The sequence below is a fragment of the Bacillus sp. AFS041924 genome, assembly GCF_002577195.1.
In the GTDB taxonomy this organism is placed as follows: Bacteria; Bacillota; Bacilli; order Bacillales; family Bacillaceae_G; genus Gottfriedia.
On the sequence record NZ_NULG01000018.1, the window covers coordinates 1 to 23722 of the forward strand.

Annotated in this window: 23 protein-coding genes; 13 read left to right on the top strand and 10 right to left on the bottom strand. The window is 31.8% G+C overall.

Annotated elements, in window-relative coordinates; genetic code table 11:
* Positions 1–678 precede the first annotated feature (678 nt).
* Positions 679–882 (bottom strand): hypothetical protein, encoded by a 204-nt coding sequence (locus COC46_RS06360; protein WP_069032985.1) that lies wholly within the window; start codon positions 880–882, stop codon positions 679–681.
* 439 nt (positions 883–1321) lie between these two features.
* Here COC46_RS06360 and spxA point away from each other — a divergent pair, with 439 nt between their 5' ends.
* Positions 1322–1720, top strand: a complete 399-nt coding sequence (spxA, locus tag COC46_RS06365) for a transcriptional regulator SpxA (RefSeq protein WP_056473638.1) — start codon at positions 1322–1324, stop codon at positions 1718–1720.
* Positions 1721–1855: 135 nt separating this feature from the next.
* Here the strand turns inward: spxA and COC46_RS06370 are convergent, their stop codons facing one another.
* Positions 1856–2530 carry a TerC family protein gene (locus COC46_RS06370; RefSeq protein ID WP_098808956.1) on the bottom strand — a complete coding sequence of 225 codons (675 nt, stop codon included), beginning with the start codon at positions 2528–2530 and terminating at the stop codon, positions 1856–1858.
* Between the two features lie 317 nt (positions 2531–2847).
* On the opposite strand from COC46_RS06370, the gene mecA reads away from it, so the two are divergent.
* From mecA to pepF, 4 genes are all read left to right on the top strand, one after another.
* A complete protein-coding gene (gene mecA, locus COC46_RS06375) occupies positions 2848–3519 on the top strand; it encodes an adaptor protein MecA (RefSeq protein ID WP_098808910.1) in 672 nt (223 codons plus the stop codon).
* A gap of 50 nt (positions 3520–3569) precedes the next feature.
* A complete protein-coding gene (gene cls, locus COC46_RS06380; protein WP_098808911.1) occupies positions 3570–5117 on the top strand; it encodes a cardiolipin synthase in 1548 nt (515 codons plus the stop codon).
* Between the two features lie 147 nt (positions 5118–5264).
* Positions 5265–6470 carry a competence protein CoiA gene (locus COC46_RS06385; RefSeq protein ID WP_098808912.1) on the top strand — a complete coding sequence of 402 codons (1206 nt, stop codon included), beginning with the start codon at positions 5265–5267 and terminating at the stop codon, positions 6468–6470.
* A gap of 51 nt (positions 6471–6521) precedes the next feature.
* Positions 6522–8342, top strand: a complete 1821-nt coding sequence (gene pepF, locus COC46_RS06390) for an oligoendopeptidase F (RefSeq protein ID WP_098808913.1) — start codon at positions 6522–6524, stop codon at positions 8340–8342.
* Between the two features lie 321 nt (positions 8343–8663).
* Here the strand turns inward: pepF and COC46_RS06395 are convergent, their stop codons facing one another.
* A complete protein-coding gene (locus tag COC46_RS06395; RefSeq protein ID WP_098808914.1) occupies positions 8664–9539 on the bottom strand; it encodes a DsbA family protein in 876 nt (291 codons plus the stop codon).
* Positions 9540–10399: 860 nt separating this feature from the next.
* Entirely contained in the window at positions 10400–10981 is a 582-nt protein-coding gene (locus COC46_RS06400) for a CYTH domain-containing protein (protein WP_098808915.1), read from the bottom strand.
* 124 nt (positions 10982–11105) lie between these two features.
* Here COC46_RS06400 and COC46_RS06405 point away from each other — a divergent pair, with 124 nt between their 5' ends.
* The 4 genes from COC46_RS06405 to COC46_RS06420 are packed head-to-tail and all read left to right on the top strand — an operon-like array spanning position 11106 to position 13849.
* Positions 11106–11486 (top strand): UPF0738 family protein, encoded by a 381-nt coding sequence (locus tag COC46_RS06405; RefSeq protein ID WP_098808916.1) that lies wholly within the window; start codon positions 11106–11108, stop codon positions 11484–11486.
* A gap of 15 nt (positions 11487–11501) precedes the next feature.
* Positions 11502–12125 carry a GTP diphosphokinase gene (yjbM, locus tag COC46_RS06410; protein WP_098808917.1) on the top strand — a complete coding sequence of 208 codons (624 nt, stop codon included), beginning with the start codon at positions 11502–11504 and terminating at the stop codon, positions 12123–12125.
* 15 nt (positions 12126–12140) lie between these two features.
* Positions 12141–12935, top strand: coding sequence for an NAD kinase (locus COC46_RS06415; protein WP_098808918.1), 795 nt, complete (start codon positions 12141–12143; stop codon positions 12933–12935).
* A gap of 11 nt (positions 12936–12946) precedes the next feature.
* The gene (locus COC46_RS06420; protein ID WP_098808919.1) at positions 12947–13849 is read left to right on the top strand and encodes an RluA family pseudouridine synthase; all 903 of its coding nucleotides are present in this window, start codon (positions 12947–12949) and stop codon (positions 13847–13849) included.
* Positions 13850–14021: 172 nt separating this feature from the next.
* On the opposite strand, the gene prpE is transcribed toward COC46_RS06420, so the two are convergent.
* Both prpE and COC46_RS06430 read right to left on the bottom strand, forming a co-directional pair.
* Complete coding sequence (gene prpE, locus COC46_RS06425) at positions 14022–14780, bottom strand: bis(5'-nucleosyl)-tetraphosphatase PrpE (protein ID WP_098808920.1); 759 nt, start codon at positions 14778–14780, stop codon at positions 14022–14024.
* 205 nt (positions 14781–14985) lie between these two features.
* Positions 14986–16146 carry an FtsW/RodA/SpoVE family cell cycle protein gene (locus tag COC46_RS06430; protein ID WP_098808921.1) on the bottom strand — a complete coding sequence of 387 codons (1161 nt, stop codon included), beginning with the start codon at positions 16144–16146 and terminating at the stop codon, positions 14986–14988.
* 383 nt (positions 16147–16529) lie between these two features.
* Here COC46_RS06430 and fabI point away from each other — a divergent pair, with 383 nt between their 5' ends.
* Entirely contained in the window at positions 16530–17300 is a 771-nt protein-coding gene (gene fabI / locus COC46_RS06435) for an enoyl-ACP reductase FabI (protein ID WP_098808922.1), read from the top strand.
* 143 nt (positions 17301–17443) lie between these two features.
* Here the strand turns inward: fabI and COC46_RS06440 are convergent, their stop codons facing one another.
* Both COC46_RS06440 and COC46_RS06445 read right to left on the bottom strand, forming a co-directional pair.
* A complete protein-coding gene (locus COC46_RS06440; protein WP_098808923.1) occupies positions 17444–18109 on the bottom strand; it encodes a DUF2642 domain-containing protein in 666 nt (221 codons plus the stop codon).
* A 377-nt stretch (positions 18110–18486) separates the two neighbouring features.
* A complete protein-coding gene (locus tag COC46_RS06445; protein ID WP_098808924.1) occupies positions 18487–18960 on the bottom strand; it encodes a DUF2642 domain-containing protein in 474 nt (157 codons plus the stop codon).
* Positions 18961–19202: 242 nt separating this feature from the next.
* Between COC46_RS06445 and COC46_RS06450 the strand changes: the two genes are divergently transcribed.
* On the top strand, positions 19203–19682 hold the full coding sequence (locus COC46_RS06450) for a CotO family spore coat protein (RefSeq protein ID WP_098808925.1): 480 nt from the start codon (positions 19203–19205) through the stop codon (positions 19680–19682).
* Between the two features lie 60 nt (positions 19683–19742).
* On the opposite strand, the gene COC46_RS06455 is transcribed toward COC46_RS06450, so the two are convergent.
* Positions 19743–20279: a CotY/CotZ family spore coat protein gene (locus COC46_RS06455; RefSeq protein WP_098808926.1), complete on the bottom strand. Its 537-nt coding sequence runs from the start codon at positions 20277–20279 to the stop codon at positions 19743–19745.
* 361 nt (positions 20280–20640) lie between these two features.
* Here COC46_RS06455 and COC46_RS06460 point away from each other — a divergent pair, with 361 nt between their 5' ends.
* Both COC46_RS06460 and COC46_RS06465 read left to right on the top strand, forming a co-directional pair.
* Positions 20641–20991, top strand: coding sequence for a DUF1360 domain-containing protein (locus COC46_RS06460; RefSeq protein WP_098808927.1), 351 nt, complete (start codon positions 20641–20643; stop codon positions 20989–20991).
* A 68-nt stretch (positions 20992–21059) separates the two neighbouring features.
* Entirely contained in the window at positions 21060–21257 is a 198-nt protein-coding gene (locus COC46_RS06465) for a hypothetical protein (protein WP_098808928.1), read from the top strand.
* 60 nt (positions 21258–21317) lie between these two features.
* Here the strand turns inward: COC46_RS06465 and COC46_RS06470 are convergent, their stop codons facing one another.
* Positions 21318–23609 carry an ATP-dependent helicase gene (locus tag COC46_RS06470; RefSeq protein WP_098808929.1) on the bottom strand — a complete coding sequence of 764 codons (2292 nt, stop codon included), beginning with the start codon at positions 23607–23609 and terminating at the stop codon, positions 21318–21320.
* Between the last annotated feature and the right edge of the window lie 113 nt (positions 23610–23722).

The following is a 23722-nucleotide window of genomic DNA, read 5'->3' on the forward strand; positions in this document are numbered from 1 at the left end:
TTATATTTCAACACTTTGAAAAAAATCCTAGTGAGCTTATCACTAGGATTTTTTTATTGGATTACGCAGTGGAAGGTATGAATAAGAAATGGAAAAACTCATAAAGGGTTCATGAGGAAGGAAAAAGGGTGGAAACTGAGTTTTATTAACTCATAAGGGGTTCATGAGTAAGAAAAAAGGGAGCAAACTAAGATTAATTAACTCATAAGTGGTTTATGAGGAAGGAAAAAGGGTGGAAACTGAGTTTTATTAACTCATAAGGGGTTCATGAGTAAGAAAAAAGGGAGGAAGCCGAGATTAATTAACTCATAAAGGGGTTCATGAGTAAGAAAAAAGGGAGGAAACTGAAAAAATCTAACTCATAAAAGGTTCAAGGAATTTTGAAATTAAGGGAAAATTAAGGTGGGAGTTTTATAATTATCATTACAGATAAGGTTAACAAGAGTAGTACAAAGTTTAGAAAGAATTAAGTCAATCTATATGTTTATGGGTACAGAAATTTTAATTCAAAGCCCCTGAATCTAATATTCCAAAGTACTGAACCATAAGATTAACCAGTGTATCCACAATTCTTCTACATTCGTTATACACTAAACCTTATTAAGACAAAAAAAAGAAAGGGCTTTTTTCCCTTTCTTTTTAATCATAAATTGTTTTAGAAAAACGGGTTTACTTCTCTTAATAAGTTTTTTTACGGAATTTGCCTTGGCCACCAACTTGTTTGAAGTTTGCAGACATTCTGTCAGACATATCAACAAATTGACTTTTTTTACTTCTACCAAATATTTTTTCGCCGATCGCGTTTGTAAACACACCATTAAGTGCAGTTATTCCGATTACTAGTACTGCAACAATCAATAAATCAGTTATGTAAGCTGCCATTAGATTAGCCTCCTAGGAATGTAAGCGTTACTAATATTGTATTAAAAAATTGATGAAATTTAAAGTTTAATTGACCTTTTTTCGAAATAATTATTTTAGGGTCTTCTAAAGAAATGTTAACTATAGATCTTTGTAACATTTAAGGTGAAAAGTGTACGGAAAGTGTGATCAAATTGGAGTCATAATTAACTTACAAATTGTGAAATATAGTCTTAAAATTAGCCTATAATTTAGTTTTTAAATATACTGAAAATTGTACACCTTTTGTATAGGTTTTTTTAAATTTTTTTACAAATTTGTATATATTTATTTTCCGCAATACTGTATAATGGTGAACATATAGTGGTAGATTAAACTTATTATAATTAACAAATTCTTATAAATTAATACACATAACTATATTACTTTTTTTTAAAAGAATAGTTAGGGGGAGAGCAAAATGGTAATTTTGTATAATTCACCAAGTTGTACGTCTTGTCGAAAAGCAAAAATGTGGCTAGAAGATAATAATATTCCTTATAAAGAAAGAAATATTTTTTCAGAACCATTATCAATTAATGAGATTAAACAAATCTTACGTATGACTGAAAGTGGTACTGATGAAATTATATCAACAAGATCAAAAATTTTCCAAGAATTAAATGTAGACTTAGAAAGTCTTCCTTTACAAGACTTATATGAAATCATTCAGAAATATCCTGGCTTACTTAGAAGACCAATTATTATTGATGAGAAACGTTTACAGGTTGGTTATAACGAAGATGAAATTAGAAGATTTTTGCCGCGTTCAGTTCGCACCTATCAATTACGCGAAGCTCAACGTTTAGTTAATGAGTAATTTTACGATTTGAATTGTGAAAAAAATTACAATTCTTGATTAGGATTCTCAATCATATTGACCAAATACTTAATCATATTATATAAAAAGCTGTAAAAAGTTTAATGAATACTTTTTACAGCTTTTTTTTAACAATTAGGAAGTCCGCTTACGATATCTAATATTATTAAAATAATAACCTATTATAATAGTGAATATTACGCATGATGAACTAACAATTATCTCCATTTCGTTCCGTCCATTAATGTATTGATTGATAAAGGGTTCGTCTATTACCATTTTGCTAGCAGTGATTGAGAGTACTGAAGCACCAACAAAGCTTAATATCGGATATCGTTCTAAAAACCATAATACTATTTTACTTCCCCAAATAATAATTGGAATTGAAATGGAGAGGCCTAAAATAACTAAAGATGGCTTTCCGTTTGATGCCCCAGCTATTGCTAATACGTTATCAATCCCCATAACTAAATCAGCAAACACAATTGTACGAATTGCATGGAAAACTGTATAGTTCTCCTTGATGGAAGAGAGGTTGTCTTCTTCTTGAATGATTAATTTACATGCTATGTACAAAAGTAATATTCCGCCTATTAAATGCAAAAATGGAACCTTTAGGACAAAAATTGCACATATTGTTAATATAATTCGTAAAACAATTGCGGTAATACTACCGAAAATTATCGCTATGTTTCGTTGCTTATATGGTAATTTTCTACATGCTAATGCAATGACTATAGCATTATCTCCACCTAATACAATATCTATAATAACAATCATTAAAAAGGACCATATATATTGAAGATCTATCATGAATTCACCTCTCTTAATAAAAGCATTATATGTTTGTCCTTATAATAATAGGTATATGATGATTTTTAAAAAATAGGTGAATTTTATTTCCAAAATTTTAAAGTGTAACATAAAATATAATTGTAGTTACTATTCGCATTTAATAAATTTTCATGGTAAGATAGATAAAAATTTACTTATAAAGCTAAATTTTAAAGAGTATTTTTCTAATTTACTATTTCAGAATTTTATATTTCACATAAAATTCTTTTACTTTATTTATTCTATTTCGTCTAACTCAATTACTTGTTGTTCATTAAAGGAGGGGGAAAACCATGGAAATAGAAAGAATTAATGAAAATACGTTTAAATTCTCCATATCCTACTTAGACATCGAAGAGAGAGGTTTCTCTAAAGATGAAGTATGGTTAGATCGAGAAAGAAGTGAAGAGCTTTTCTGGGAACTAATTGATGAAGCGCATTTGACTGAGGAATTCATTGCTGGTGGCCCCCTATGGATTCAGGTACAGGCACTAGACAAAGGGTTAGAAGTTGTTGTAACTAAAGCAGTTATTTCTAAAGATGGCAAAAAGGTAGAAGTCAATTTAGGTGAAGGAGAAAAGAATTTAGAAATTCCATTTATCTCTGTAGATGATGAAGATGATTCAGAAGAAGATGATGATGACGATATTTTTGAATCAATGGATGAAGAGGAAACTGAGCTCATTTTATCCTTTAAGAATTTTGAAGATATCATTTCTTTATCTCATTCTGTTAATCAAGAATCATTTGAAACTACACTTTATTCTTTCCAAGATTATTACTATCTTTATGTTAAATTTGAAGAAGATTTACTTGATGAAGTTCAAGTTGAATATTTATCATCAATGTTACTTGAATATGGTCATCGTTCAAAGGTAACTATACATGTTTTAGAGGAATACGGAAAATTGATTTATGAGAAAACAGCATTACCTCATTTTAAATCAATTTTTCCATTACTGTAATAGCCGATGCCTTAGGGATCGGTTTCTTTTCTGTATAAAGGAGAATATTGATGCAATTTCGATTAAAGATTTTAATATTTTTATCAATTGTAGTATGCATTTTATATTTTGCTTCTCCAACTATTAAATTCATTTGGTTAATGAATTTTGCTTTTTTTGAGAAATCTACTATTTTTAGATTAATCAGTGTAATGTTTTCGGTAACTGCTATAGGGGTATCAATTATTATATTCCTAGAGAATAGAAACCCAGCTAGAACGTTAACATGGATTATTCTCTTAGCTATTTTCCCTTTATTTGGTTTTGTTTTTTATTTAATTTTTGGACAAAATTACAAAAAGAAAATGGTCTATCGAAAAAAAGCAATTATTGATCAGCATGCTAATGGTCTGATTAGTGGCTCCGATGATGAAGAAGTGAAAGAATTTATATCTCAAAATCAAAGATTAGAATATTTAATTAATATCGCAGCAAAACAGAGTAATACACCGGTCACAATGAATACTTTTACAAAAGTTCTTACTAATGGCAGTGAAACATTTCCTAGAATTATAGAAGAACTTAAAAAAGCAAAGCATCATATTCATATCGAATTTTATATTGTTAGAAATGACGAGATTGGAAATCAACTGAAAGATATTCTAATTGAAAAGGCACAAAGTGGTGTAAAAGTTCGATTTTTATACGATGCGGTAGGTAGTTGGAAATTATCAAGAAATTTTGTAAAGGACTTACGAAAAGCTGGTGTAGAAATACTACCATTTTCACCTGTAAAAATTCCGGTTATAAATGACACGATTAATTACCGAAACCATCGGAAGATTATTGTAATAGATTCAAATGTAGGTTTCGTGGGCGGATTAAATATTGGAGATGAGTATTTAGGTAAGGACCTGTATTTTGGAAAATGGAGAGATACCCATTTATATCTCAATGGAGAAGGTGTTAGGACACTGCAATTTATTTTTCTCCAAGATTGGTACTATATGACGAATGAGTTAATTGATGACAAAGAATACTTTGAAATCAATCCTAATAACTATTCTTCAAAAGGGGCAATCCAGCTTGTTTCTGGTGGGCCAGATCGAAAACATGAAGTTATAAAAGAATTATTTTTTGCGATGATTACAAGTGCAAGAAAAAGTATTTACATTGCTTCACCATATTTTGTACCTGATGAGGATATATTAACAGCTCTTAAGGTAGCAGCAAATGGCGGGGTAAAAGTAAAAATTTTAATGCCAGATCGCCCAGATAAGAAAATAGTATTTTATGCCTCACGTTCTTATTTTCCAGAGTTGTTAGAGGCAGGGGTCGAAATCTATGAATACAAACAAGGTTTCCTACACAGTAAAATATTAATCGTTGATGGTGAAATCGCATCTGTTGGAACTGCAAATATGGACATGAGAAGTTTTCGTTTAAACTTTGAAGTAACTGCATTTTTATATTTAGAAGAAAGTATTCATCGCTTAGTTAATGATTTTAATAATGATATCCGAGATTCTGAAGCAATTATTTTTAAAGATTTTAAAAAGAGACCGATATTTAAAAGGATATTTGAATCATTATCAAGATTAATGGCACCTTTGTTATAATTAAATCTATTACACTTAACACACAACCTATCTAAGTTGAAATTTCAATTTAGATAGGTTTTTCTATTTGAAAAATCGTTTTTAATATTTTTGAAGGAAACAGGGGGAAGGATAGTGAAGTAATGTGGAAAGGAGGTTGTGGTAAAAATGATTGTTGCAATAAATTCAGAAAGGAAAGTAATTAATTTATTTGAAATTCAAGCTCCAGAAGATTTAATAAAATTAAAGAAAAATGGTCCATACTTTTGCCCAAACTGTAAAAATCAAGTGAGGCTCAAAATTGGATTAAAGAAAGTTACTCATTTTGCACACATCGATTTAACTGAATGTGATAATGAAAGAAAAGAGAGTCTTGAGCATCTAGAAGGTAAGTTTGCTTTGTATCAATTTTTTAAAAAATTAGGTGTAAATGTTGAAGTTGAAAAGTTTATTTCTGAGTTAAACCAAAGGCCCGATTTATTTATTAGATTAAATAATATTCAAATGTGTGTTGAATATCAATGTTCTGTTATTCCGTTAGAAATAATGAGCAAGAGAACTCAATCGTTTAAAAATAAAGGGATGAAGGTTTTATGGATCTTAAATGATAAATTATTAAATCAAAAAAGATGGTCTTCTTTCTACATAAATTCAATTTCAGTCTATTCCTTGATTAAGATTAATCTTTTTTCGCTTCTTTTTTATAATCCTACCTTAAACTCCTTTACGGTTCTTTCCTCATTAATAGCATTTTCTCCCGTCCAATATATTGGTCAAAAACAAGTATTTCCAATTAATAATTTTAGTCTGAAGGAGCTTTTAGTCCAAAATAAAGTTGATAAAAAGGAATTAATAGCTAAATGGAGCCGATTAAAAAAGGATTTTAGACTTTATCAGCATTTGCATACTAAAGGTAATTTAAAAGTTTTTAAACATGATTTATATCATGCAAATATTACTTATTTTCCAGCCGTAATTGGAGTTCCTTTAGAAAGTAACTGCATAATTAAAGAGCATTGCATCATTTGGCAAGGGCAAATTTATTTTAAATTTTTTCATGAAACAGAAATTGGAAAACTCATCAATGTAGATAAAATAAATCAATATGTAAAGATCGAAGTACAGAACGGTAAGTGGCGAGTTAATCAATTTCAAGATAATGAAATAGAAAATTTGGAGAAATGTGTAGAAAAGTATATTGACTTTTTTGTAAAAATTAGAATCGTAAAACGGATTAAAAATGGTAAAATAATGAAGATAGCTAATGCTATTATTCCAACATCATTCCAACAAGCTTTGGATGAAGATTGTCTGACGGCTAATACAGCATTTGATTTGTTGTTTCATGCAAAAACTGATTCAAATGATTATTAATATCAGACTTGGGATGTTATTAATACGAATATAATTTTAGGGGGATCAGACATGCTAGAACAAAAAGCTGTTAAAAAATTACCAACTAGAAGTGAAGTTCAAGAAGAATTAACTTGGAAATTGGAAGATATTTATGAATCAGATGCAAAATGGGAAGCAGAGTACAAAGAAGTACTAAATTTAATCCCATCGTTTTCAGAATTTAAAGGGAAATTGGGAGAGTCTTCTCAAACACTTTTAGATGCCTTAAAAAAACAAGATGAAATTTCGTTCTTATTAGGTAAGTTGTATACATACTCTCATATGCGATACGATCAAGATACAACAAATTCAACATATCAAGCTTTAGATGATCGTGCGAAAAATCTATACACCAAAGCTGGAAGTGCAATGTCATACTTCGTGCCTGAATTATTAACTATTTCAGAAGATACAATGAAAAAATTTATCGAAGAAAACGATGAACTTAAATTGTACAAGCATTCATTAGAAGAAATTTTAAAGCAAAAGCCACATGTTCTTTCAGCAGCAGAAGAAGAAATTATGGCGCAAGCTTCTGAAGTACTATCCTCATCTAGTAATACGTTCGGAATGTTAAATAATGCGGATTTAAAATTTCCAACAATAGAAGACGAGAATGGTGAAGAAGTAGAAATCACTCATGGTCGCTATATTCACTTTTTAGAAAGTGCAGATCGCCGCGTTCGTAAAGATGCATTTGAAGCGGTATATCATACGTATGATGCTTATAAAAACACTTTTGCAAGTACTTTAAGTGGTGCTGTTAAGAAAGATAATTTCAAAGCAAAAGTTAGAAAATACGATAATGCACGTCATGCGGCATTAAGTAATAACGAAATTCCTGAGATTGTTTATGATCAATTAGTTTCTACTGTAAATGATCATTTGAGTTTATTACATCGCTATATCGCTATTCGTAAAAAAGCATTAAAGCTTGATGAAATTCATATGTATGATTTATTTACGCCATTAGTAGAAGAAGTAAAAATGGAAGTTAAGTATGAAGAGGCAAAAGAAATTTTATTAAAGGCATTAAAACCATTAGGTGATGAATATATTGAAATTCTTAAAGAAGCATACGAAAACCGTTGGGTAGATGTTGTTGAAAATAAAGGTAAGCGAAGCGGAGCATATTCTTCTGGTGCATATGGTACGAATCCATATATTCTAATGAACTGGCAGGACAATGTAAATAACCTATTTACTTTAGCTCATGAATTTGGCCATTCAGTGCACAGTTATTATACTCGTAAAAATCAACCGTATGTTTACGGGGATTATTCAATTTTCGTGGCTGAGGTTGCTTCTACATGTAATGAAGCGATTTTAAATGATTATTTACTAAAAAATACAGAGGACCCTAAGCAAAGACTTTACTTATTAAACCACTATTTAGAGACATTTAGAGGTACTGTATTCCGTCAAACGATGTTTGCAGAGTATGAGCACAAGATTCATGAATTAGCTCAAAATGGTGAGGCATTAACGCCAGATTTATTAACAAAAACATATTATGAACTTAACCAAAAATATTTTGGTGATGAGATCGTAATTGATGAGCTAATCGGTTTAGAGTGGAGTAGAATTCCTCATTTCTACTACAACTACTATGTATATCAATACGCTACTGGATTCAGTGCAGCAACAGCACTTTCAAAACAGATTTTAGAAGAAGGTGAACCAGCAGTTGAAAGATACTTAGGATTCTTAAAATCTGGAAGCTCTGATTATCCAATTGAAGTATTGAAAAAGGCTGGAGTGGATATGACTTCTTCACAACCAATCGTTGAAGCATTAAAAGTATTTGAAGAAATGCTTAACGAAATGGAAGAACTTTTATTTAACGAGTAATAACTTTATCAGGCACATATAGGATAAAACCTATATGTGCCTCAGACTGCCCGCCAAACGNNTGCAATCAGTCTGAAAATCATATTTTTGGACTTTGTCCTTCTTATTCCCTGTGAACTTATACCTGTTTTTTATTTGTGTCTAAAATGTGAAATATTACTCAAATGGTTGCCAAACTCTAAAATTAATTGTATTATAAGGGTGTGAATTACTTCACAAACACAAATACCCCTTTGTCGAACGTGAAAATTTCTCCCATCCCCTTGATGTAAAATTACATCAAAAAAAGGACCTAGCGAAAGCTAGGTCTTTTTTTGATGCTTAAACAACGTATTGATAATAAGTGTTATCTTTTTGAACAATTTTCTTAACTTTTCTACGTAAGATTAATTTTTTTAATTCTAACTCCATGCATTGAGAAGATTGCTCATAAATCGTACATAGTTCTCTAATTGTAACGAATGGTTGAAATTTAATAAATTCAGCTAAGTCAGGAAGTTCTCTTTTTTCTAACTCCTCTTTATTAGTCATTAGTTTTAATATTTTTACATAGGTTTGATAACTTTCAAAACCAGAAACTTTCAAACCTTCTTCCTCGATATTTTCATTAAAAAATACAACGCTTGGAATTTCAGTGACATGCATTTCTTTCGTAACTTTAATGTCACATTGCAAAGCTTTAATTGAGTGTGTACTGTTTAAATCTTCAATAAATTCTTTTACATCAATATTTATATCCTTAGCACATTGGATAAGAACTTCTTGTTCTGTAATGTCTAAGTCCATTAAGAAATAATATTCTTGTAACTTCTTTAAATAGTTTACGCCAGCTACCCTACCTTGAAGCTCAGCTGCTTTTAATGCAACTGCAGAGTAATATGGGTAAAGTTCTTTATTATCAATCCATAGATGATCATCGCATAGGATATCAGACCGACTAGCCGTTTTCTCCCAAACGAATGAAAGCTGTGAAGGCCGTTTATCTAATAGTTTTTTAGTAGTGTAGTATCGATTAACTGGAATATAAGTAGATGAAAAATATTGACCGTATTCTAAGTGAAACTTTTTTAACAGTGTACTAAAATCCCAACAATTTCTACAAAGTGGATCTATGAATACATACAATTCAATCGATTTTTTTGTACAATTCTGCTCGGGAAGCGTGATTGATTCATTTTTATATTGTTTGTCATTCATATATTTCACCCTTAATGCAATTCATAAGTCCGTACTATAACAGACTTGAAAATTAATTTGTAAGATATAACACATTTGTTCTCTAATGGTATTGTAGCAACGGATAGTTAATATTTCAAATATGATGCACTATTTTTAGTTAATCTATTAAAATTTTATTAATTTACTTGAGTAAGATGAAAAAATGGGCTGTATTCGATGGAATGATGCTGAGTAGAGGAAATAGGGTCCAGATGAAAAATAGGATTGAGTAATTCGCAAATAACAGGTTCTTCTTTGTAATAAACAGGGTTTGTATAAGGTCCAGGTTACAAATAAGTGTGAGTGAAGCGCAAATAACGGGTTTATCTATGCAAATAAACTCAGAACCGCAAATAAAATTTGAAAATCGCAAATAAAATAGCCAAATCTGCAATTAAAATTTGAGAATCGCAAATAAAAATGGCAATACTGCAATTAAAATTTGAGAATCGCAAATAAAAATGGCAATACTGCAATTAAAACCTTTGTAATCGCAAATAAGATCATGAAATGCCTATACCCGTATAGGTATTATGACATCAAATTTGGTCCAAAGTAGACATTTTCAAATGGTAAACCATCAAAATTTTGAATATGTTTATTCAATCGGTTAAATGGTCGATAGAAATCTGCTTATTTTCGATTAAAAGGTGTGTCAAAATCGATTACAAATAAAATATACCCTCTTAAGACGATCACAAGAAACTGTTTGAAAATTCCCAATATTCAACAAGTTCAGAAATACAAAAATTACATTCAAAAAGGGCTCTCATATGTCAGATTGGCTGACCTAAGAGAATACCCCAAAGTTTTATATGTAAACAAAAAAGCACTCTTTTTTATTTCCCTTGTTTAACATTAAAAAAACGTCTAATTTTATTTAATGTTTCGCGCTCCGGAATTTGATGATTTTCTAACAGATTGATAAACTGCTGCTTACCAATATTCTCATCAAAAACTTCGAATTCTAACTCATAATCCTCGTGATTTAAATATGTACTATGGTCTAAAACTAAGAGTCCACTTTTATAAGGAAATTCTACTCTGTTTGTTGTTAATTCACCGATTAAGGCTAAGTTATTTAAGTTTAATTTTTCTTCTTCGATATATTCTTTAACTTCTCCATCTGGAACAACACATGTTTCGAGCATATTTGATGCTTCAGTTTCATTAATTTTTTGATTAATTTCTAAATGGCCGACAGCTTGGCGAATTTTTAACGTTAAAGTAAATGAAGTCAGCGATTTTTTGCGGATTCTTAATGCGCCACCATGTTCTTTGAATGTGAAATCTGGGGTCTCAAAATAATAATTTGTTTGTGAACGGAACTCCGACTCGTTAATTTGAAAATGGGATTTAAGTTTTTCAAATTCGTTTTTGGTTAATAAGTTTTTAAATTCGATTTCAATTTCTTTAGCCATAATTAACTCCTTATTTTTTAGTTTGTTATGATTGTGCTAGTCGTCTATTTTCTATTTGATATGTTACAATAGAAATGGTCAAATTTGAATAAAATACATACATTAAAAAGGTTGAGGTTTTACGATGAGAAAAATGCTTGAAATAAATGGAATAAATATAAATAATGATGGATTATTTCTATTAATCGATGATGCAAAAATGAATTTAGAACAGTGCTATGAAGTGGGTACAATGATTGCAGATTCAGACAAAAGTTCACTATTGTATATAATAGAAGAAAATGAGGAGTTTGTATATGTTACAGTTCCTTTTGAGTATTGGTCGGAATTAAAAAAAGCAATTGATCAAAATTTAAGCGTATTTTTAAAAGTAGGTGAAGAAAATCTTTCACTAAATAATTGGAATGATGAATTAACCTATTTAATCGAAAATGTTGAAGGTAATTTTAATTACGGAGAAGAGTTCGTTAAGCAGGTACAAAGTGTGTTTATAGAAGAGAAGTAAGTTGGTGGTGATTGGATGAATGGTCAATGGGAAAGTTTTTTAGCACCTTATGAACAAGCGGTAAGTGAGTTGAAAGTAAAGCTAAAAGGGATTAGAAAGCAGTTTGAAGAATCTAATCAGCATTCCCCAATTGAGTTTGTAACTGGGAGAGTAAAACCGATTCACAGCATTGTTAATAAGACGATAAGAAAAGGAATTCCATTAGCGAATTTAGAAACTGAATTACAAGATATTGCAGGCCTTAGAATGATGTGCCAATTTGTAGAGGATATTAAAAATGTAGTAGAACTTCTTCGTAAACGTAAGGATTTTACAATTGTAGAAGAGCGTGATTATATTACGAATAAAAAGAAGAGTGGTTATCGTTCTTATCATGTAGTAGTTGAATATCCAGTTCAAACAATTGAAGGGGAACGTAAAGTTTTAGTTGAAATACAAATTAGAACTCTTGCGATGAATTTTTGGGCAACAATAGAGCATTCTTTAAACTATAAGTATAAGGGACAATATCCAGAAAATATTCTTGAACGATTACAAAGGGCAGCTGAAGCAGCATTTCTCCTAGATGAGGAAATGTCTCTAATTAGAGGCGAGATTCAAGAAGCGCAAGCTGAATTTTCGAATAAAAACGACCAATAAGGGAAGGACGAGAAAATGAATTTCGTAATTATGTCTAAGGGCGACCAAGAGTCCAATGAACTGACGAAACGAATGAGAGATTATTTAGAGAGTTTTAATTTTAAGTTTGATGAAAAAGAACCCGAAATTGTCATATCTGTAGGTGGAGATGGGACGTTACTTCATGCATTTCATAATTACACTCATCTTCTCGATAAAGTATCTTTCGTAGGAGTTCATACTGGACATCTAGGATTTTACGCTGATTGGGTACCAAGTGAAGTAGAAAAGCTTGTTATTGCAATCGCGAAGACTCCATTTCAAGTAGTTGAATATCCATTATTGGAAGTGATTATTCGATACAAGGATGGAAGAAAAGAGATGCAAACATTAGCTCTGAATGAATGTACGATTAAGGGGCTTGAAGGCACTTTAGTGATTGATGTTGAGATAAAAGGTCAGCATTTTGAGACATTTAGAGGTGACGGTCTTTGCATTTCTACACCTTCAGGTAGTACTGCATATAATAAAGCACTTGGTGGTGCAATTATTCATCCATCAATTGAAGCGATTCAAATAGCGGAGATGGCATCAATCAATAATCGAGTTTTTCGTACAATTGGTTCACCTCTTGTTTTACCTAAGCATCATACTTGTTTACTTAAACCAGTAAGAAACGCAAACTTTCAAATTACTTTAGATCATAAAACAATTGTGCATCAAGACGTTAAATCGATTCAATGTCGTGTAGCTCATGAAAAAGTTCGATTTGCACGATTTAGACCATTTCCATTTTGGAAGCGTGTCGTTGATTCTTTTGTTAAAGAATAATGGTGAAGAAAATGAAGCAGTTTAGTTTATCGTGGGAAGTTAAAAAAGAGCATAATGGTATTTTACTTAGAGAGTTTCTTAAATTAAAGGAGCTCTCTAAACGTGCTTTAACAGATATCAAATTTCAGGGTGGAAAAATTACAGTAAACGGGGAAGAAAAAACTGTTCGTACAATTTTAAATGAATTAGATCTTGTACAAATTTATTTTCCAATCGAAAAACCAAGCGAGGAGCTTATAGCTGAACATATTCCGTTTGAAATAGTTTATGAGGATGATGCTGTTGTGGTCATTAATAAACCTTACGGAATACCGAGTATACCTTCTAGAGAGCATCCAAATGGTACACTTGCAAATGGTTTATTATATTATTATCAATCAATTGGTCTTCAATCTACAATCCATATTGTAACTCGATTAGATAAAGATACTTCTGGATTAATGTTAGTTGCCAAAAATCGTTATATACATTATTTATTTTCTAAAAATGAATTAAAAAATGTTCAGAGAAAATACTTGGCGATTGTTCATGGGAAAATGAAAGATTCAAAAGGGATCATTCAAGCTAAGATTGCTAGGAAAAGTGATAGTATAATTGAGAGAATGGTTTCGGAAGAAGGACAAGAAGCAATTACACATTATAAAGTACTTTCAGCGACTAAAGACTATTCAGTTGTTGAACTAGCATTAGAAACAGGCCGAACACATCAAATCCGTGTTCATATGTCTTCTATCGGCCATCCACTAATAGGGGATGACTTATATGGAGGAAATACTATTGCATTAAAAAGACAAGCGCTCCATAGTTATAAATTATCATTTACGCATCCGATTGATCATTCCGAAAAAAATATTGAAATCGCTTTACCAGTTGATTTAAAGGCTTTTTTGGAATCGCAAAATGTCAAGAGATAAATTTGTCTAAATTTTGTATAATTTATTGACAATATATGAATTATAGATTATTTTTAGTATGTAGTGTTTCTACCATGGGGATGGATGAGACTAATATATTAAGCTGATAAGTGGACGCATACTTAATCAGCAAAAAGTAGGTTCCGATCAGAAACCTACTTTTTTTATGTCTTTATACTCTGCTCTCATTTTCTTCATAAAAACTAAATTTTTCCTCAATATAAGGCATAGTAGACTGTACTTGAGTATATTTTCGCTCCGGATACGAAAAGGCAGTTAGTTTACCACCGAAAACAGCACCAGTATCAATATTAATTGTATTATTTAATTCCCTTGGTTCTTTAATGGGAGTATGACCATAAACAATTAGTGCTTTCCCTTTGTATTCTTTTGCCCAATCTTTTCTTACAGGCATTCCGTTTGGAAGCACTTCTCCATTAATATCTCCATACAAAACGAATGTTTTAACATTATTTGAATGCTTACCAATCATATCCTCTCGTATACCAGCGTGACTAACAACTAAATTGCCATTATCTAGAACATGATAAAGTGGAGAGCCTTCGTAGAGTTTTTTAAACGATTCTTGATAATGACTTCTCTGTTTACCACTAAGTGATTGCAATTCAGCAACAGTTGTTTCTAGACCATGTAGAATTTTTACATTACGACCAAGAAAATAACGATAAAGTTTATTACAATGATTCCCAGGTGAATAATGTGCTTTTTTCTGCTTCATGACAAGTGCATAAACTACTTTTATTACTGCCAGGGAATTAGGACCCCGGTCTGTTAAGTCACCAACAAAAACTAACTTGCGATTGTCAGGGTGAACAGGAATATCATGTTCCCAAGAATAACCGAGTTTTTTAGTTAATTTAACAAATTCATCGTAACAACCATGAATATCACCTATAATATCGTATTTCATTCTATCAATCCTTTTAAGAATAATGGAAACTTCCTATAAATCATGAAGTAATAAAGGTAGTATGCCCAAAAATAGTAGAGCAAAAAGAGTTGATCTCTTATACAGTCCTAAAACTAGATATTAAAAGATGTGAAACTAAAAATAGCAGGGGAAGGATCTTCACTAAATCCTTACTCCTGCCTTTTTGTTTTTTGTGCTATATTTGTCAAAACATATACTTATTCGTTCTAGATCTAACATTTAGGATAAATCCAACTGCTAGAAGGTTTGTTGCTAGTGAACTTCCTCCATAGCTTACAAATGGTAGAGTGATCCCTGTAATTGGTAGTAGACCAATTGTCATACCAATATTTTGGAAGATTTGGAAGGTGAACATTCCGACTACACCTGCACAAATATAACTACCAAATTTGTCGTTACTTTCTAAAGCGATATGAATCATTCGATAAATTAATAAGAAGAATAACGAGATTACTACACTTGCTCCTATGAAACCATATTGTTCACATATTACCGTGAAAATAAAGTCTGTATGTGGTTCAGGGAAGTATGCTTCACCTTTATGAAATCCTTTACCGGTAAGCATACCTGATCCAGCAGCCATTAATGCTTGAGTAAGCTGGTAACCTTGAGTTGGGTATTCATATGGTGCTAACCAACCGTAAAATCGGTTTAGTTGGTATTCCTCTAACACATGCGAAGTGAAAAATTCGAAATGATAAAAGTATAGATAAACCATCATTGATCCAAGGCCGATTGTTAATCCAACTAGTCCAAGGATATAGCGCCAACGAATTCCAGAAACTAAGATCATTGATGCGATAATTGCGCACATAACCATTGTATTTCCTAAGTCTGGCTCTTTAGCAATTAATAGTAAAGGTGGTAGGGAAAGACCGAATATTTTACCTAAAAGGATAATATCTTCCCTTTTTCCACGAACTGCGTGCATTTCATTGTGTCTTGAAATAACTGTTCCTAAAATGATGATCATAAAAATTTTCATTAGCTCAGAAGGTTGGAAGTTACCTACACCGGGTATACTGTACCATGCGGTAGCACCTTTAATCGTTTGAGCACCTGGGATATGAAACTCTAATCCAAGAAGTAGGATTAATCCAAATCCATACATATACCAAATTACATTTTTATATCGATCAAAATCAATGATCATAATAAAGCCAATTCCAATTAGACCAATGATATACCATTTAATTTGTTGTCCAGCGAAATTGATGTTTCTTAGATTTGCAGGAAGGCTTGGCATAGCACTAGTAATTGCAAGATAACTTACAGTGGCTATACAAAATAGGATAAATAGTAGTTTAAAATCAATTTGAAAGGGAGATGTACGGTCTTCCTTCATTTCCTCACCTCTCTAGAATATGTTTTATTAGTATGCTTTTAAATAGGCATTATTAATGTACGACAATCATCATTATAGTTTATTTTTGCATTTAAAGGAATTAAAAAACTATAAACTCTTTTTAATTAAACTATTATATTTATATTTTTCACTTTAAAAAAGTATAAATTGGCAGCGAGGCATCGTACTCGACGTGGTAGCCAATTTTAGGATTAAAGTATAAGTGCAACTACGCCTCTGATTTCGCCTAAAAGGTTCGTCAGTCGACGAGTTTTCTTTATGTGGATAAAGCTATATTTAACTTTACTATTTTCAATTCATTGTATTTGTGCTACTATTTTAGTATCTAGTACTAATAACTAATAATAAAGGAGACTAATGATATGATTTCATTAAAAGGAAAAACTTTTGTTGTTATGGGCGTTGCGAATTTCCGTAGTATCGCTTGGGGAATTGCACAATCATTACATAGCGCTGGAGCAAATTTAATTTTTACATACGCAAATGAAAGATTAGAAAAAGGTGTTCGTGAACTATCTGACTCACTAGAAAATCCAAACAATATTCTAGTTCAATGTGATGTAACTAGTGATGAAGATTTAGCTAAATGCTTTGCATCAATTAAAGAGCAAGTAGGCAATATTCATGGTGTAGCACACTGTATCGCTTTTGCTAATAAAGAGGATTTAAAAGGTGAGTTTGTAGACACAAGCCGCGATGGGTATTTATTATCTCAAAACATCAGTGCTTACTCATTAGTAGGTGTAGCACGTGAAGCAAAGCCATTAATGGTTGAAGGTGGAAGCATTGTTACGTTAACTTACTTAGGTGGAGAGCGTGTAATGCAAAACTATAACTTAATGGGTGTATCTAAAGCAGCTTTAGAAGCTTCTGTACGTTATTTAGCAAACGACTTAGGGAAATATAATATTCGCGTTAACTCAATTTCTGCAGGGCCAATCCGTACGCTTTCTGCAAAAGGCGTTGGCGACTTTAATACAATCTTAAAAGAGATTGAAGAAAAAGCTCCATTACGTAGAAATGTTACGCAAGAAGAAGTAGGAGATTCTGCTTTATTCTTATTTAGTGATCTAGCAAGGGGTATTACTGGAGAAAACATTCATGTTGACTCAGGATACCATATAATGGGATAAGATGTTCAAGGATGAATAGAAGCCTCTACAGGGGCTTCTATTTTTTAGGTAATAAATAATCGTGTCCAACAAAAAAAGTACCTTTTTATGATGTTCATAAATGGGTACTTTTTTTAAATGTGGTATTTTAATTTTATCGATTCTTACGGAATAAAAATTGATTTTAAGTGGCGAAGACCTACTAATTTGCTTTCTCCTCTTGATGTAGTCAGCTCAATGAAATTTGAGTCAATGGAACTCAATTTACCTATATATTCATAATGTTCTCCACTGTTCATTACGACTAATTCACCTATCAACTTATTTAATTGAACGTCTAAAGTGCGAGCTAGGGGGATATTAGAAGGATTTACAGGTAATAGGTTTTTACTTAGCATATACGGGGCTTTTTCAGTGAGATATGGTGTTAACCACTTTAAATGTTGTAGTGATATATACATGATTTTATAGATTGGTGAGTAGAACACAAAGTAGTTATTCATGATCGTTGTAATAAACCCATGAAAAGAACGATTATTTGAAAGACTAATTTCAACAAAAATACCTTTAGCAGCTGTTAATACTTTACGTAAAGATAACTCATCTTTTTCGTGTTCTAATTCTTGTAAGGAAGGAACAACGCCATAGGATTCTTCGAGTATACTCTCACTAAGATTGTGAATATGAAGTAGTGGAATATACAGGAAGTTTTCACCATTGAAAACAACTAATAAATCATTTCCAACTTCAATTAAGATCCCATCAACATTACTGTTACCAGATATTTTAATTGTAACTTGTTTGTTGAGAAAATTTTTGAAACTTGCCATGATTTTCTCCTTTCTTAAAAAGATAAATCATTATTATTCAGACATGGTTATTTCTGAAAAAGGATTTTCATTTTTATTAAATTAGGCATATCTATTAGAATGATAGTTTGTCTAAATAAAATCAATCATTTCATGTAAAGATTGGCAAGGTTGTTAGTGCCTGTCTATTTATGAAAGAAAAAAGATTATTAAGGTTGAAAATTTATAGTTGGGTCAGTTAATTCATTACGGCATACTTCCAATAATATTTAGATTACCACTCAAAATTAAGTATAGTTTCAAATTGCTTTATTATTTTTTACAAAATCAGAATGGCATCGAGGTCAAAGTTTTAAAAAAAAGGTCGTTTTATTTGGATAAAACGACCTTTCTAAACATTATTTTCTTCTTCTTAATGTTTGGCTTGTCGTATTACTTCTTTCGTAAACTTCAAATTTTTCTCCGAAACTTACACTTTTGATATGATAAGTAGCAATATACACTAGTTCATCGTTAAAAGAAATTTCTACGTAATCATGATTTGCATCAAGAAGAATACCTTCAACTTTGTCGTGGCCACCACGATTAATTTTTACCCATTGTCTAACTTGAGAGTTTAATAAATCTACAAAGCTCTCGTTTGGTAATAATTCAATCGTATTGTACATTTCATCATAAGAAAGTCTACCTTTAGCAAATGAAGTTACGCTTTTTAAATGAGTGTAAGGGAAGTAAATTACACCTTCAGCCTCTGTAAAAAGAGCAATATGTGTTCCATATGCACCAAGTAATAAACCTTCTTTAGATTCATGACCTCCTCGACCAATTCTAACTCCTTTACCTACGAATACTGAGAATAACTCTTTATTCACTTTTTCATCGCTCCTTGTTTTTTCTGTGCGGTTACAATGTATTTATATGTGCCCTGTCAATTGTTTGTACTAGGATATTTGTCCAATTTATATAAATATGTACAAAATTAGTCAAGTGTTGATAGGCAATTATTTGTTATTTAGTTCAAATCGATAGGTTACGTGATTGAGAAAAAAGTAACATGATAAATATTGTCCGTTCATATAATTTATGAGAGCACACTTACGAGGGAGGAACAACAATGGCAAGAAAAGAGTCTAATGAGGGAGTAAAGCCATTACTATATATTGCGCAGCCTGATTTTCAAGAAGCCAAGTTGAATGTTCAACACTCTTATGTTGTCAAAGTAAAACCGGATCAAAGAACGAAAGAAAACGAATATGTAACTTCAGAATATGAAGAAGTAGACGATCTGGAAGAAGTGGAAGTTGTTGATTTGGATGAGAACGAAGAAAATCTAGAAGAACAACCTGAAATAGATAATGCTTGGATGAAAAAACCATTTAAAGCTATGTCGAATGAAGAAAAGGTATTATTTATGATAAATAAGCCTCATTATATTCCAAAGGTTGAATGCCGAATTCGAACAGACAAGGATTTATATATTGGCTATATTATGGGTTACAACGAAGGAAAGGTTTCAATTAAAGTTTCTTCAAAAATTAATGATGTTGAATTGGATATACAAAGTATTGTAAGTATCCAAATGGTAGGTATTTAGACCGTTAAAAAGGTGGTAGATTGTCATCTACCACCCATAGTTTTTTAGTTTACATTAAACTTACAGATTTGAAACGTGTACGTCACGTAAGCATTGGATTGCACAGAAGCAATCTAAGTCAACAGTTACACAAGTGTTTGATGCTACAAACATTTCAGCGTCTACTAATTCGCAGAAAGTATTTTGGTTGTTGTTTTTGTTGTTATTTGCGTTGCCATTAACTGGTACTAATGCTCTTAATACTGCACAGCAGTCATCATCTACACTTTCAACACGGAAAACAACTGTATCTTGACAATTGTTAATTTGAGCGTTTTTGTTATTATTATTTTGGTTGTCGCCGCCATCACGTTGTTGAGCCATGATTGGCATCATATTATTGTTAAATGCTGGTACTCTAAATAATTCACCGTTTGCTAAATACAATAGGAAAGGGCGAGTATTTGCAAGAGGTACATTAGGGTTAGCACCTAAGAATGGAACGTCACAACCTGTTGGGCAAGTGTTTGTTGCGCAATCTTGTAGATCATTTATGAATTTTACAACGTCACATACACAGTGGTTTCTTTTTTTGTCGTGGTTGTCTTTGCAACTCATCTTTTTCACTCCTTATCACTTTTAGATGGATATTACATTACTATGATATTAAGCAGGCGAAAAACGGTTACTGAAGATTATTGCTTTTTTAGATAAATGGGCTTTGAGGCAGGAAGGACATTAATACAAGAAAAGAAGGAAGCTAAAAAGAACCTGACATTCGAACAGGGATGAATTGAAAGTCATTACAATAGGCAAAGCAAGATGAGTTTATCGTAGCAGTTTAATAGGGAATTGGTAAGTATAAATGAATAGGGAGGAGAAGGGTTAAAAGGGATAGGAGGAACAAAATTTAAGGGATGGAAGCAATCGTTCTGTCTCTTATTTCCCTAAATCCATATCCCATATCCCTGTACTGACAATGGATATAAGTTGGTTGCTGTTAGTCATCTTAATTTTGGCAAGTTTTCGATTGACTCGTTTAGTTGTGCACGATAAAATTACAGCTTTTTTGAGAAGACCTTTTATTGATGAAATAACGCTCGAGGAGAATGGAATGCCAGTTACGTATACAAAGATCAAGGGAAGTGGTCTAAGGTATTTTATTGGTGAGTTATTAAGTTGTACATGGTGCAGTGGGATTTGGTGTACTGCTTTGTTACTATTAATATATGTGTTCTTTCCTCATGTGGGAGAGTTCATTATTCTATTATTAGCAATTGCAGGAGCAGCTGGAGTAATAGAAACAATAGTTAACAGGCTGAATTCGTAATTTTAGGTAGAACGATTAAAATTTCCTTTCATATACTAACATGAATAGACTTATTTAGGAGGGAAGATATGTATAATCAAGGTCAAGGGCAAATGACACCTTTTCAGTGGCAGCAACTCCAACAACAGCAACAGTATCAAATACAGCAACAACAAATGCAACAACAAATGAATCAAGCGAACTATAATCCATATTATCAAGGTGCTCCTACCGGCTATGTTAAAAAATCAGGTTGCGGTTGTAGCGGAAGAACGACTAGACGATAATCCATAAAATAAAAGGTGAGCGTTATTGCTCACCTTAATTTTTTGTACAAAATTTTTCGTTTATTTTTTATTAATAAATCGGCGAATTAATCGAGATGGATTAGCTTTTTTGCCTCTTCGCTTTTGCAAAACAGATAAGTATAATAGATTTCTAGCTCTTGTACAAGCAACATAAAGAAGACGTCTCTCCTCTTCTAGTTGATCTAAGTTCCCATTTTTTAACGATTCTAGAGCATAATCATGTGGAAATCCCCCGTCAACAACTCCAAGGATATAGACGTAATCATACTCTAATCCCTTTGAACGGTGAGCCGTTAAAAGCGAGATATTCCCGTGCGAAGATTGATTTTTTTTCTGTTTATATTCTTTAAACTTAGCAGAAATATGAAATGCGTGTTCTACAAACTCTCTAATTGTTTTAAAATTTTTACTTACGACCTTTAAATCTCTTAAATCATCTGAAGGTCGTTCAATTTTATTCGATTCGTTTCCACGTTTTTTTATATAGTCCATAAATGCTGGACTTTCTTCTATTCGCTCAATCGCTTCTATTGGAGGTGCGTGTTTTAAATAGCGTAATACTTTTATTAGATTTTCAATTTTTTTAATTTGAAATGGTGCTGCACTCTTTATTGTAGTAAAAGCCTCTAAAAACGTTAAATTTTGCAATACACTATTCATTTTAGCATCTTGAAATGCCTGTTGCTTTAGGAAGAAGACAGGTAGTATCTCTTTTAAAGCTGATTGATGGTCCTCATCTCCTATTAATAGTAAGAAAGAGATCATTTTTCGAATGATCGGTCGATCGTAAAATGATTCACCATCTTGATCGATTGTAAAAGGAAGGCTAGTCCCAATTAATCGCTCAAAAACAGCCCTAGATGCAGTATTTGTACGATATAAAATTGCAAATTGTCCTGGATTTGCACCATTTTTAATTTTTTCTTTTATATCGTTAATAATCATCGTTGCTTCTTCTTCTTCATCGTATGGAAAGAAGAAAGAAGGGACTTTATCGTAGTCATATTGCGCATGCATTGATTTTACAAAACGGTTTTTATTAGGTTTTATGACTTCGTTTGCCAATGAAACAATTCCATGAGTAGATCGATAATTTTCACTTAAATGATAAATTTTAGCTCCGTTGAAATGCTCCTTAAAGTCCAAAATGAATCCAGGGTCACTTCCTCTAAATGCATAGATCGACTGATCATCATCACCAACAGCTGTAATATTTACTGTTTGTTGAAAAAGGATTTTTAAGATATTAAATTGGATTTTATTAATATCTTGAAACTCATCGACTAATAAACATTTAAATCGATTCTGATAATGTAAAAGTATTTCATTATTTTCATTTAGCATTTCAAAGCAACCGAGTAACATATCATCAAAATCAAATTGCCCATTTTGCTTTTTTAATGACTCATAGCCTTCATAAAGAGAAGCGACCTGATCTTCCCAAGTATCTTTAGATCTAATTTCATGAGGATAAACACATGAGTTTTTCCATAAACCGATTTGCTGAATAGCCTGGTCATAAGCAAATGATTTTTCATCAATTTCAAGACGTCTTCCAATTTGCTTTAGCATGATTTCTTTTTGGAAATCTGATTTTATTAATCGACTTGAATCCCATTTTGCTCGATCAAATCGTAGGAGCATTTTATAGAATATACTATGAAAGGTACCAATTTCCATCTGCTGGATTGGGTAACCAAGAGCTTTCATTCGGTCTTTCATTTCTGCAGCTGCTTTTGATGTGAACGTAACGAGCATCATTTCATGCGGGAGAATACCGCTATTCATTAAGTGCATAGCTCGAGTTGTTATCACTCGTGTTTTTCCACTCCCAGCTCCAGCGAGCACAAGTAATGGCGAACCAATATGTGTAACAGCGTTCCATTGTTGTGAATCTAATGAAATTTGATTGATCACAAATTCATCTGTCTTTTGCTCATTCGTTCTATATGGTGGAATATTGTAAAAAGGAAGTCTGTTAATAAATTGATTTTCTGTTTTTTCAATTGTGGCTGTATTTGAAATCGAACGATTAGTAGGTAGTTTAATTGAACGATCGTTAGTATTTTCATTAGTTGCAGTGCTTTTTTCAAATCTAGCAGCAATTTCTTGCTCCATCTCTAAGTTATGGTTCAAACATGCTAGATTCTGATCTTTGTTTATATGATAAAAATGAGGAATATCATAAATAGTTAATGTGAAGCTTAAGTTTTGATGGCAATAAGCACATTTAACCTCGCCACGAATACTCGCTTGATATATTTCCTCATATCTTGAACGAGGGAATTCTGGTAAATAGATTGTTTGATTTTGATAGTTTGCAATTTTCATTATTTTCCCCCTTTAAATTAAAGCAGACTCATCTATGTTACCAAAAAGATTTGTGTACGAAAAGTGAATATAGTTAATTGGAAAAAGAATCTTTTTATTCATCTAACTAGGAA

What these genes read in the sequence shown, in the direction of transcription:
- COC46_RS06360 (WP_069032985.1), bottom strand. Translation starts at nt 882, where the DNA reads ATGGCAGCTTACATAACTGATTTATTGATTGTTGCAGTACTAGTAATC.
- spxA (WP_056473638.1), top strand. Translation starts at nt 1,322, where the DNA reads ATGGTAATTTTGTATAATTCACCAAGTTGTACGTCTTGTCGAAAAGCA.
- mecA (WP_098808910.1), top strand. Translation starts at nt 2,848, where the DNA reads ATGGAAATAGAAAGAATTAATGAAAATACGTTTAAATTCTCCATATCC.
- cls (WP_098808911.1), top strand. Translation starts at nt 3,570, where the DNA reads ATGCAATTTCGATTAAAGATTTTAATATTTTTATCAATTGTAGTATGC.
- COC46_RS06385 (WP_098808912.1), top strand. Translation starts at nt 5,265, where the DNA reads ATGATTGTTGCAATAAATTCAGAAAGGAAAGTAATTAATTTATTTGAA.
- pepF (WP_098808913.1), top strand. Translation starts at nt 6,522, where the DNA reads ATGCTAGAACAAAAAGCTGTTAAAAAATTACCAACTAGAAGTGAAGTT.
- COC46_RS06395 (WP_098808914.1), bottom strand. Translation starts at nt 9,539, where the DNA reads ATGAATGACAAACAATATAAAAATGAATCAATCACGCTTCCCGAGCAG.
- COC46_RS06400 (WP_098808915.1), bottom strand. Translation starts at nt 10,981, where the DNA reads ATGGCTAAAGAAATTGAAATCGAATTTAAAAACTTATTAACCAAAAAC.
- COC46_RS06405 (WP_098808916.1), top strand. Translation starts at nt 11,106, where the DNA reads ATGAGAAAAATGCTTGAAATAAATGGAATAAATATAAATAATGATGGA.
- yjbM (WP_098808917.1), top strand. Translation starts at nt 11,502, where the DNA reads ATGAATGGTCAATGGGAAAGTTTTTTAGCACCTTATGAACAAGCGGTA.
- COC46_RS06415 (WP_098808918.1), top strand. Translation starts at nt 12,141, where the DNA reads ATGAATTTCGTAATTATGTCTAAGGGCGACCAAGAGTCCAATGAACTG.
- COC46_RS06420 (WP_098808919.1), top strand. Translation starts at nt 12,947, where the DNA reads ATGAAGCAGTTTAGTTTATCGTGGGAAGTTAAAAAAGAGCATAATGGT.
- prpE (WP_098808920.1), bottom strand. Translation starts at nt 14,780, where the DNA reads ATGAAATACGATATTATAGGTGATATTCATGGTTGTTACGATGAATTT.
- COC46_RS06430 (WP_098808921.1), bottom strand. Translation starts at nt 16,146, where the DNA reads ATGAAGGAAGACCGTACATCTCCCTTTCAAATTGATTTTAAACTACTA.
- fabI (WP_098808922.1), top strand. Translation starts at nt 16,530, where the DNA reads ATGATTTCATTAAAAGGAAAAACTTTTGTTGTTATGGGCGTTGCGAAT.
- COC46_RS06440 (WP_098808923.1), bottom strand. Translation starts at nt 18,109, where the DNA reads ATGGCAAGTTTCAAAAATTTTCTCAACAAACAAGTTACAATTAAAATA.
- COC46_RS06450 (WP_098808925.1), top strand. Translation starts at nt 19,203, where the DNA reads ATGGCAAGAAAAGAGTCTAATGAGGGAGTAAAGCCATTACTATATATT.
- COC46_RS06455 (WP_098808926.1), bottom strand. Translation starts at nt 20,279, where the DNA reads ATGAGTTGCAAAGACAACCACGACAAAAAAAGAAACCACTGTGTATGT.
- COC46_RS06460 (WP_098808927.1), top strand. Translation starts at nt 20,641, where the DNA reads ATGGATATAAGTTGGTTGCTGTTAGTCATCTTAATTTTGGCAAGTTTT.
- COC46_RS06465 (WP_098808928.1), top strand. Translation starts at nt 21,060, where the DNA reads ATGTATAATCAAGGTCAAGGGCAAATGACACCTTTTCAGTGGCAGCAA.
- COC46_RS06470 (WP_098808929.1), bottom strand. Translation starts at nt 23,609, where the DNA reads ATGAAAATTGCAAACTATCAAAATCAAACAATCTATTTACCAGAATTC.